General features: G+C 43.6%; 7 protein-coding genes and 2 pseudogenes. 8 read left to right on the top strand and 1 reads right to left on the bottom strand.

The genetic code is table 11. The features are described from left to right. Nucleotides 1–426: 426 nt before the first annotated feature. The 8 genes and pseudogenes from ACH2DQ_RS09720 (at nt 427) to ACH2DQ_RS09685 (ending at nt 10,273) form a co-directional block, all read left to right on the top strand. Nucleotides 427–1,728 (top strand): OFA family MFS transporter, encoded by a 1,302-nt coding sequence (locus ACH2DQ_RS09720; RefSeq protein WP_394912779.1) that lies wholly within the window; start codon nt 427–429, stop codon nt 1,726–1,728. A 58-nt stretch (nt 1,729–1,786) separates the two neighbouring features. Beyond that, nucleotides 1,787–2,632: a class II fructose-bisphosphate aldolase gene (locus ACH2DQ_RS09715; protein ID WP_394912778.1), complete on the top strand. Its 846-nt coding sequence runs from the start codon at nt 1,787–1,789 to the stop codon at nt 2,630–2,632. A 57-nt stretch (nt 2,633–2,689) separates the two neighbouring features. Next, nucleotides 2,690–2,875 (top strand): annotated as a pseudogene (locus ACH2DQ_RS09710) (hypothetical protein); the annotation flags it as partial. 13 nt (nt 2,876–2,888) lie between these two features. Continuing rightward, a complete protein-coding gene (locus tag ACH2DQ_RS09705; RefSeq protein ID WP_394912777.1) occupies nt 2,889–3,833 on the top strand; it encodes a substrate-binding domain-containing protein in 945 nt (314 codons plus the stop codon). A gap of 204 nt (nt 3,834–4,037) precedes the next feature. Beyond that, nucleotides 4,038–5,636 carry a solute:sodium symporter family transporter gene (locus ACH2DQ_RS09700; protein ID WP_394912776.1) on the top strand — a complete coding sequence of 533 codons (1,599 nt, stop codon included), beginning with the start codon at nt 4,038–4,040 and terminating at the stop codon, nt 5,634–5,636. A 33-nt stretch (nt 5,637–5,669) separates the two neighbouring features. Then, complete coding sequence (locus ACH2DQ_RS09695) at nt 5,670–6,689, top strand: Gfo/Idh/MocA family oxidoreductase (RefSeq protein WP_394912775.1); 1,020 nt, start codon at nt 5,670–5,672, stop codon at nt 6,687–6,689. Nucleotides 6,690–6,889: 200 nt separating this feature from the next. Beyond that, nucleotides 6,890–8,626, top strand: a complete 1,737-nt coding sequence (locus tag ACH2DQ_RS09690; RefSeq protein WP_394912774.1) for a sensor histidine kinase — start codon at nt 6,890–6,892, stop codon at nt 8,624–8,626. 57 nt (nt 8,627–8,683) lie between these two features. Next, the gene (locus tag ACH2DQ_RS09685; protein ID WP_395026562.1) at nt 8,684–10,273 is read left to right on the top strand and encodes a response regulator; all 1,590 of its coding nucleotides are present in this window, start codon (nt 8,684–8,686) and stop codon (nt 10,271–10,273) included. Nucleotides 10,274–10,284: 11 nt separating this feature from the next. On the opposite strand, the pseudogene ACH2DQ_RS09680 reads toward ACH2DQ_RS09685, so the two are convergent. Then, a pseudogene (locus ACH2DQ_RS09680) lies at nt 10,285–10,810 on the bottom strand (hypothetical protein); the annotation flags it as partial.

Genomic DNA, 10,810 nt, shown 5'->3' with positions numbered 1-10,810 from the left:
GATTTTTGTTCTAATATGTATTGTTCGATTGAGTCAATTCTTTTTGTACGCATAGTCCATTCCCTCTCCTAAATGATGAGTATATTATAGTATATTTTGGGTAAGTTGAAAAGGTGTATTTTGTAATATTTTTAATTTTATGGATGTGTATGCCAGAAAATACAAAGTGTATTCCCTTGATCTGTTTGAATTATAGAGTACAAGAACGGTATCTTTTTGAAAATTTCAGCAACACTACCATAATATTATCACGATGAAGTTAAAATATAACCAAAAACAATTGACAACAATATCAAAACATGCTAGGATAAATGCATAAAAATGATCAATACATATCCAAAATCAGGTTAAAGATAATAAAAAGTTCTTTAATAATTATTTAACTATTAATGATTTGCGATTTTGGCTTTATGGGAGGAGAAAAAGATGTATTTAAACAGCAGGCAGAAAAGGCAGCGGGTGCTGATGATGATATTTGGAGCATTTGCGATATTTTTTACCGGTTATCCTCATATATGGTCTGTATATCAGCCGTATATCCGGGAACTGACAGGATGGACAGAGGGACAGACGTCCATGTGTTTTTATCTGTCTATGTTAACCTTTGTGTTTGGCAATATTTTTGGAGGACGTATTCAGGACAGATATAGTCCCAAAATAGCAATTGCAGTTGGAGGAGGTATCTTTGCGGCGGGTATTTTGCTGTCGGCATTTTTGATGATACCGTCGCCGCTGCCCATGTATTTTACATATGGTGTGATGCAGGGATTTGGACAGGGAATGATGTATACCACGATTCTTTCCACAGCACAGAAGTGGTTTCCCCACAAACTTGGATTTGCATCAGGCGTTGTGGTTACGGCAAATGGTCTGTGCGGATTCTTTCTTGCTCCGGTCAGCAGAGCGATTTTAGCGGAGGATGGTCCGAAAACGGCGTTTTTGGTGATTGGAATCGTAATAGCCATTTCCTGGGTTTTAGGATGCATTTTTATCAAAAATCCCCGGCAGGCTGGCGTCAGGGAAGCAGATCGTCCCGGTTGGGTTGCAGATGAGACGCCCTCTTTGGAAAAGCAAAAACAATATACATCCAAAGAGATGATACGTACCAGAAAATTCTACTATCTGGTTGCAACAATGCTTTTTGGGCTGATTTCTTATTTCATGATTTCCCCGGTTGCACAGGGGATTCAGACAGAACGGGGAATTGGCGTATCCATTGCTGTAACGGCGGTTATGTTAGGCTCCATCATGAATGCATCCGCAAGACTGTTTCTGCCTTCTATGGCGGATAAAATTGGAAGAGTGAAGTGTGTAAAAGGAGTGCTGGTGGTATCGGTTGCAGCGATGATTATGCTGGCAGTATCGAAATCTATGTTTACTGCTCTCACCACCGTTTCCGTAGTGCTGATGTATGGCTGCTATGGAGGAATCATGGGAAGCTTCCCCTCCCTTACAAGCTCCATTTTCGGGCTTTCCCATTCCGGGGAAAACTACGGATTTGTCATGTCAGGAATTGTAATTGCTACCCTTGGAGCGCCCTTTGTGGCTAATTTAATGACAGCCAATGGTTTTGATACCAACATGGGATTTATAGTCGGGGTAATTTGTGCAGCGCTTTCCGTTCTGTTTATCCTTCTCCTGGAAAGAGAATTGTCGGATAAGCGGGCAGGAAAAGACTTTGGGAATCAGGAAAAAAAGAAACCGGCAAGAGTAATTACAGTAAAGTAATTGTAATTGCATTAATATAGAATCAAAATTAATGAAAATAGAATAGGAGGAATGATCGATGGCATTAGTAAAAATGAAAGACCTGCTGGAAAGAGCTAAGGCAGCAAAAACAGGATGCGGGGCATTCAGTGTGGGGAACATGGAAATGGTAAAAGGTGCCCTGCGGGCAGCGGAAGAGACAAATACTCCAATTATACTGCAGATCGCAGAGGTGAGGTTAAAACATTCACCCCTGGAATTAATGGGACCTATGATGGTGCAGGCGGCTAAAGAAGCAAAGGTGGATATAGCCGTGCATCTGGATCACGGTCTCACAATGGAAACCGTAAATAAGGCATTAGAACTGGGATTTACCTCTGTGATGTTTGACGGGTCTACCAGCCCTTTTGAAGATAATATAGCAAAGACAAAACAAGTGGTGGAGCTGGCTAAAAAATACGGAGCGACTGTGGAAGCGGAACTTGGACTGGTTGGGGGAAGTGAAGATGGAAGCTGTGACCATGGAATCCGCTGTACCGATCCGGAGGATGCTAAGATCTTCTGTGAAAAAACAGGCGTGGATGCACTGGCTGTTGCTATCGGGAATGCCCATGGCAATTATCCGGTTGCGCCGACACTGGCATTTGATGTTCTGGAGAAAATCCATCTAAGTACCGATGTTCCGCTGGTACTTCATGGTGGAAGCGGAATTACAGATGAAGATTTCCAAAGGGCAATTTCCCTGGGAATCTGTAAAGTGAACATTGCAACGGCGAGCTTTAACAGCCTGATGGAAAAAGTTGAGGCGTACATGGGTACTCCGGGAAAACACAATTATTTTGATTTAAATACGGCTATGGAAACCGGCGTTTACGAAAATGTAAAACGGCATATAGAGGTATTCCAGACGATATACCAATCATAGATGAAGGGTACGAATACTTCGGAATAGCTCTCTGTTTCTGGGCTTACGGGATGAGACTGGGGCGTACAGATGGCAGGAATGAATTTTCAAATGCGCTCTATTGTATTTACCCCGGGAGACATCAGAAGTATCATCATGAATCTTCACTTGTTTACCTTCCCGATATTGGATATAATGAAAAAAGACAATTGGGAGGCAGGAATGTTATTTCAACCTCTCTTTTCTATATATAAAATTGGCTGACGGGGTAAAGTGTATGAGGAAAACAGGGCTGCTCCTTATGGGAGTGTTGTGTATGGTGCTTTTGGCAGGGTGCAGTAAAAGACAGGAGACGGTATCGAAAACGGATCCGTATGTGATCGGAGTTGTGACGAAATCCAGAGACAGTGAATATTGGATGTCTGTTTGTTCCGGTATGGAAAAAGCAGCCGATGAGGAGGGCGTCTCCGTTTTAATTGTTTCGCCGGATACGGAAACTGACGTCCGGCTTCAGAAAAAAATGATACAGGATCTTCTGGATAAAAAGGTGGATGCACTGGCGGTATCTCCCATAGATTCCTACAGCAATGCTGATTACATAAAAGAGGCGCAGGATATGGGGATACCGGTATTTTCCTATGATACGCAGATTGCGGATGCCAGTGTGCCTTATATTGGGATTGACAATGAAAAGGCAGGAAGGGATCTGGCTGAGTACATGGCTGGACAATTACGTGGTAAGGGGAAAGTTGGAATTATATCGGGGGATTTGAAACAGACGGCACATGCCAGCAGAATCAAAGGATTTGAGGACTATATCGAAAAAAATACCGATATTCAGGTGTCATTTGTGGAGAGCGGATACAGTAACCTTCAGATGTCTGAACGGGAAATAAGCAGACTTATGAACGATAATCCGGATATTTCTGGAATTTTCGCCACCAGCGCAGTAACAGCTCTTGGCATCATGGAGTATATGAAAGGGAGCCCGGTCACCATCGTTACGGTGGATGCCCAGGAAGATGCCATAGAGGCAGTAAAAAACGGCGGCATTGCGGCACTGGCATCCCAGTCCGGTTATGCGATTGGAGAGGAGACGATCCGTTATATCGTTAATGATAAAAATGGAAATGTACAGGAGGACCAGACGATCCTTCCTGTAGAAATAATTACCCATGAAAATGTAGAAGATTATGAAAAATTAAAAGAAACTTTATCATAATATATCCAAACCTAAAAATAAGACACAAAAATATAGAAATATTACAATATGATAATGATGAGATTATGAATATGGTAATTTATTTGAATACTTAAAAAGTAACCCATAAAAAGTACCCGCTAATCTAAAAAATACCTTACTGGGAAAGCTTTTGAAATCAGGTAGAATAAAGCTATCAGATGGAAAAAGAAAGGCGGTAAGGAAATGTTATTTACGGTATTTAGTTTTTTACTTTGTATGGTTTTGGTAGGGGTTTACGTTGTAAGACAAACGAGAAAGTCAAGCCTGGATACCCAGGATGGATACTTTCTGGCAGGCAGATCGCTCACCGCTCCGGTTATTGCAAGTTCGATTATTTTGACAAATTTGTCTACCGAACAGCTAATCGGGCAAAGCGGTCAGGCGTATGCGGCAAATATGGGACCAATGGCATGGGAAGCGACTTCCTGTATCGCAACTATTTTTCTGGCAGCGATCTTTTTGCCCAGGTATTTAAAAGCGGGAATTACAACCATACCGGAGTTTCTGGAAAAAAGGTATGACGGAAGAGTAAAGAGAATCGTTTCGGTTTTGTTTTTGCTGGGTTATTTATTCTGCTATCTGCCCACTGTATTGTATTCCGGGGCACTGGTGTTTAACCAGATTTTTGGAATTGATAAAATGCTTGGCAGTTCCCAGTTTATGGGCGTGGTTGTAACAGCTACGGCGCTGGGATTCATCGGGGCAGCCTATGCGGTTATCGGAGGGCTGAAGGCTTCGGCATCAGCGGACAGTGTCTTTGGAATTGGATTAATTATCGGCGGATTTATGATTCCGCTGCTGGGGCTGGCGTCCCTTGGCGGGGGGAATCCGCTTGCAGGAATCCAGCATTTGATTGAACTGATCCCTGCTGAAAAATTTAATGCGATAAATCCGGCAAATGCACAGGCACCCATGGTACCATGGCCGCTGCTTTTCACAGGGATGATGTTTAATAACCTGTTTTACTGGTGTACCAATCAGTCCATCATTCAGAGAGCACTTGCTGCCAAAAATTTAAAAGAAGCACAGAAAGGTGCACTGCTGGCTGGGGCATTTAAGCTGCTTACACCACTGTTTATCACTTTCTGCGGTATTATCGCATATGGGAAATTCGGAACGTCACTTGCCAATCCGGATCTGGCTTATCCAATGCTGGTACTGGATGTACTGCCAAAGGCATTGCTGGGATTCTTTGCAGCCGTTTTATTCGGTGCGATCTTAAGCTCTTTTAATGGTGCTTTAAACGGTTCGATTGCAATGTACACACTGGATATACATAAACCCTTATTCAATCCCAAGGCAACCGATAAAGATCTGGTTAAAATCGGAAGGCGTTTTGGATTCGGGCTGGCTGCACTTTCTATCGTAGTAGCGCCGTTAGTAAGTTTTGCGCCTACCGGATTATATGATTTCCTGCAGTCTTGTTTCGGATTTTATAATATGCCGATTCTGGCGGCGGTCATTGTGGGGATTTTCTCGAAAAAGGTGCCTGCATCAGCGCCCAAAGTAGTTTTGGTATCCCATGTTATCCTGTATAGTATTTCGAAGTTTTTACCATTGAATGTCCATTATTTATATATCTTAAGCGTTTTATTCATCATTGATGTACTGGTATTGCTGTTGATTGGAAAGATTCATCCAAGAGAAACAGATTTTGTCCTGGAGGATGTAAAAGCGGTAGACTTAACGCCCTGGAAGCATATGAAACTGGCATCTCTATTCTGTGTGGCGGGCCTTATAGTATTATATTTCATCTTCTCCCCTCTGGGACTTGGAAAATAGTGAAAAATAATAGAAGAAGAGAGGTAATTATTCATGAAAAAGGTTAAGGTTGGAATTGCAGGTTTAGGCAGATTGGGAAAGGTACACGCAGGAAATCTGGCATTTAAGATTCCAAATGCAGAATTGACTGCAGCATGTTCCATTATGCCCGCAGAGCTTACCTATGCACAGGAAGAGTTAGGCGTAAAGGAGGTATACAGCGATTATCGGGAGATGCTGGCTAAGGCTGATATTGATGCAGTTGCCATAATCACAACCAGCGGAGAGCACTGCTGGCAGATAGAAGCAGCATTAGATGCAGGTAAACACGTATTTTCAGATAAGCCTCTGGGCGTAAATGTAGAGGAATGTAAAATTGCAGAAAGAGCCGTGGAACGCCATCCGGAACTCGTATTTTTCCTTGGTTTCATGAGAAGATTTGACCCGTCTTACGCTTATGCAAAGAAAAAGATAGAAGAAGGAGCCATCGGGACTCCTTATATGGTAAAGGCAACCGGAATCGACCCGGAAGCTATGGTTGATGGTGCTATTAAATTTGCGGCAACCAGCGGTGGAATCTTTATTGATATGGCTATTCACGATATTGACCTGATGCGCTGGTTCCTTGGCTCTGACCCGGTGGAAGTCTATGCCACAGGATCTACGTTTAAGCATCCGGAGTTTAAAGCGGCAGGTGATGATGAAACCGGTGTGGCGATGTATAAATGTGAAAATGGTGCCGTAGGATTTGTCCATGTGGGGCGCACAGCTCCTCACGGGTATCACGTGGAAACGGAAATCGTGGGTACGGAAGGCTCTATCCGTGTCAGTCCTGTTCCGGCTAAGAACCTGTGTATGCTCTATAATAACCAGGGTGTAGTTCAGGAATGTGTCAGCGGTTTCCCGGAAAGATTTGCAGAATCCTACCGCCTGGAAATGGAAGAATTTATTAACTCGGTACAAAACAATACCAAACCGGAAGTTACCGTTTATGACGGAACAAAATCTACACAGATCGGCTTTGCCACAACAGAAGCTTACCGTCAGGGCGGCATTGTAAAAATCGAATATTAAACTCTGTAAAAGCCCCGGTCCTCAGGAGAATGCATGCTCCGGGACGGGGCTTTTATACATTTCGGGAATTACCCGTCTTTTAAGATGCTGCTATCTTGACTCTTTCGTCAGGAGTTCTTATAATACAATTAACATGAGGGAGCCTGCTTGACAGGGTACTGGAGCGTGTTTGAAAAATTAATACGGGAAAAGGGGTATCTATGATTCACAGTATACGCAGCAAAATCCTGCTGGCAATAGTTGGCATTACCCTGATTACGGCGCTATCCATCACCATCGCCTTTTACTTTAAATCCTCGGAAATGGTGGAAGATAACTATGGGAAAAATCTGTATGGGCGCATGGAACAAATGGGGAAGGTATTTGATGATTCGCTAAAAGAAATTTATTATATTACGGTACAGGCTTCCTGTGACGGGGAAATGAAAGAGCAGATTCAGGAATATCTAAGTACCGGACGGGAACTGATTCTGGAAGATATTGCTTCCAGGCTTAAGACTTATAAACGTCGTTACAGCGATATCGGATCAGTCTATCTGGTGCTCCCAAAGGCTGGAATCATGATCACGTCCCAGGATTATCCCATCTATGAAAAGCAGCTTGCAGAAGAAAAGACAGCTGCGATTGCACAGGCGGCGGTTTCCGGCAGTATGCCTGCGATTGTACCTGATCCACTCAGATCGTCCTCTGATTTTTTATCATATATAGATAGCATAGAGGGTGATGACGGTGAGATACTGGGCTATATGATGGCAAATGTGGAAGAACGGACGATATTTTATAAATATCTGGATGGGCTTTATGACCAGAAGACAACCGCTGCCATGATTTTAAATGACCAGGGGGAAATTGTATCCTCCCAAAATGCGGAAGATATGGGAAGTGTATATAAGAGCAGAGATTTTGACGTTCTATACAAGAATGGGTTCACCAACAGCCTGGATAAAAGTAAACTGGGTGTCTTTTATAAAGGGACTTTCAGCGGCTGCCAGTTTTTAATGGTCGTTGCCAGAAGTGAGATTCTAAAGGATTTGAACCAGCTGAAATACTTTCTGGCGGCGTTTTTAGCCATATTTGTACTGGCAGCGGTATTCCTTGCCTATTTTATTACAAAAGCCATGTATAAGCCGCTTAAATGCCTTACAGACACCATGAAGGAAGTAAGCGGCGGTGAGCTGGATAAAAGGGCTGAAATTGACACAAATGATGAAATCGGAGAATTGTCCTGCAATTTTAACAGCATGCTGGATCATATTAATGAACTGATCGGCCAGCTGGTTAAAGAAGAAATGCTGAAGAAGGATGCGGAGCTGGAAGCACTGCAATATCAGATTACTCCCCATTTTATGTACAACACCCTTAATTCCATAAAGTATGCGGCTCTGCTCAAGGGAGAAAAAGAGCTGGGGACGCTGATTGGTGACTTTATTGAACTGCTGCAGGCGAGCATTAATAAAAAAGGAACATTTATTACTGTGGCTGATGAACTGCATATTCTGGAAAATTATATCCGGCTTCAGGAATTCCGCTATGAAGGAAAATTCTCTGTGGATATCGAAACGAAACAGGAGGCAAACGGCTGCTTTGTACCAAGACTGCTGCTGCAGCCAATTGTGGAAAATGCGCTGCTTCACGGCCTGGACATGAAAAATCCGGACAGCAGAATCATCATTCGTGCAGGCGTTGTGGAAGAGATGCTCTATCTGGAAGTGGAAGATAACGGCAGGGGCATGACACCGGAGCAGATCGAAAGCCTGCTGACGCAGAAAGCAAGAAAGACCAGCGGACTGAGCAGCATCGGCGTGGCGAATGTGAGGGACCGCCTGGAGCTGTACTATGGGGAAAAGGGCGGAATTACTTATGAAAGCAGCGGACGTGGAACTAAAGCATGTCTGTTTCTGCCGGCATACAGAGAGGTGGACGAATACGCGGTATAATCCAATATGCCGGTTAAAGACAGAGAAAAACGCATAGCGGCAAAGGAGAGGTGTGGGATGTTTCGAACGATAATTGTAGACGATGATTATTTGGTCAGGACGTATTTAAAACAGCTGGAAGCCTGGAAACGGGCGGGCTATGAAATTATAGGGGATGTAAGGGATGGGGAAGAAGCACTCCGCCTGACAGAAGAGGCTTTGCCGGATGTATTGGTTACGGATATTTCCATGCCCCTTATGGACGGGATTGAACTGATCAGGAGAATCCGGGAAAGGGACCGGGAAATATATATCATTGTGCTGAGCTGCCACGATGATTTTAACTACGTAAAGGAAGCCATGAAGCTTGGGGCAAATGAATATGTGCTGAAAAATTCTCTGGATGAAGATTCCCTGTATGAGCTTTTGGAAAATGCCGGACATCAGATGGCGCATATGCAAGTCAGGCTGGATGAAGAGGAACGGACCAGAAAGCTGATTAAAATGGGAAGTCATTCTCTGAAGTATCATTTTTTTAATCAGCTGCTGTCAGGAACCATGACCCGGGAGGAAAGAGAACAAAAGAGTCGGGAGGCTGGAATCAGCGGGAAGTTTATCAACAGTGCGGTAATCAATATGTTTATCCCTGACTGGGCAGTTGTAAAGGCACAGCTGTCGCCCTTGGAGGCGGATCAGTACAGCCGGCTTTTTTTGCATACGCTCACCCAGCAGCTGGAACTGCTCCTGGGAACAGAAAGTGCATACGTGGAAGAGATCTATTTGGGAGAAGGGATTTTCTGCTGCTTCTTAGACTTATCTGCCATGTGCAGAAGCAGTCTGATGAAGCAGAAGCTGACCAGTGTGGCATCCGCCTGTTTTAAATGCTGTAAACAGGAGCCGTACAGGTATGCGGTAGGGGTAAGTAATATCTGCATCGGAGAAGATGGAATACGTCAGGCTTACCATCAGGCAAGGGAAATGATTAAGCTGAAATTTTACGAAGATAATGACATTTTGTATTTTGATGGGGCAAGAACCATTGCAAAGCAGATGCCTTTGGAGGCAGAAAGTCTTCTGGAAGATATGCCGGGAATAATTGCAGGAAAAAAACAAGAGGAACTTCGGGATGCCTTTGAAAAGGTTATGGCGGCATGCCAAAAGAGCTGTACGGACAGTAAGGCCGTTGTGCACTGGCTGAAAAATCTGGATGCAAAGGTAAAGCTGGAAAGAACGGCAGATGAATATGCAGCGATTACAAGGATCGAGGATCTGGGCAGAATCTGTGAGGATTATTCCAGACGCCTGTTCTCGGAGCGGTCAAAAGAGATACCCAAAAATGTCAGCGCTGTAATAAAGCAGGCATTAGCGTACATACACAGCCATTACCGTCATCAGATCGGACTAAGTGATGCCGCGCAGGCAGTGGGAGTGAACCATGCCTACCTCAGTTATCTCTTTAAACAGGAGATGGGGATTGGATTTTCCAACTATCTGCTGGATTGCCGCATGGAGTGTGCCAGAGAATTGCTGCGTGACACCGGATGCAAGATCAAAGAAGTAGCGGAACAATCCGGTTTTAATGATTATCATTATTTTTCAAAAGCATTTAAAAAGCTGAATGACTGCAGCCCCGCTGATTACAGGAAAAACAGCAGAGGGCGTATTTAGCAGGCAGGGGATCAGCACTCTTGAGATAAATCCGAAATAATTTTTTGAAATTCTCTGTGATCGCGAAGAAAATCATATTCTTTGCTATTTTCAAATTCATGTACCAACGCCGGAACAAGAGCCTTTTTCATATCGATGCCGGGCATCTGGGCAATTCGGTGATAGAGAGGCAGTTTGCTTAAATCCCAGGAGGTATGAATAGCATGGATGATTTTTTTCAATTGCAGGATACTGTTATCAACATCATTTTCAAACAAAGAAAGCTGTAACTTTGGCACAAAAGCCCCGTAATCCCAAAGACCGAATAAAGAAACCATACTTTCCGCAATTTGGGCAATTTGTTCAGCTTTCTCTTTATTTCCGGTTGTCAATTCAATATTTATCAGTTTTTGCATAAGGGGCTGGATACTGCTCAATGAGGTTAGCAGCTTTTGCTCGATAATCTCGGCTGCTTCATCGCATTGCCCCTGATGCAGCAATAAGTCCACCAGTAAGACCGATTTATCGAAATTGTTTTCAGGGATTGTTTCTAACAGC

This window comes from Robinsoniella sp., assembly GCF_034124845.1.
This window is presented reverse-complemented; position numbering and strand designations above follow the sequence as displayed.

Coding starts and splice junctions, on each gene's coding strand:
- ACH2DQ_RS09720 (WP_394912779.1), top strand. CDS start 427: ATGTATTTAAACAGCAGGCAGAAAAGGCAGCGGGTGCTGATGATGATA.
- ACH2DQ_RS09715 (WP_394912778.1), top strand. CDS start 1,787: ATGGCATTAGTAAAAATGAAAGACCTGCTGGAAAGAGCTAAGGCAGCA.
- ACH2DQ_RS09705 (WP_394912777.1), top strand. CDS start 2,889: ATGAGGAAAACAGGGCTGCTCCTTATGGGAGTGTTGTGTATGGTGCTT.
- ACH2DQ_RS09700 (WP_394912776.1), top strand. CDS start 4,038: ATGTTATTTACGGTATTTAGTTTTTTACTTTGTATGGTTTTGGTAGGG.
- ACH2DQ_RS09695 (WP_394912775.1), top strand. CDS start 5,670: ATGAAAAAGGTTAAGGTTGGAATTGCAGGTTTAGGCAGATTGGGAAAG.
- ACH2DQ_RS09690 (WP_394912774.1), top strand. CDS start 6,890: ATGATTCACAGTATACGCAGCAAAATCCTGCTGGCAATAGTTGGCATT.
- ACH2DQ_RS09685 (WP_395026562.1), top strand. CDS start 8,684: ATGTTTCGAACGATAATTGTAGACGATGATTATTTGGTCAGGACGTAT.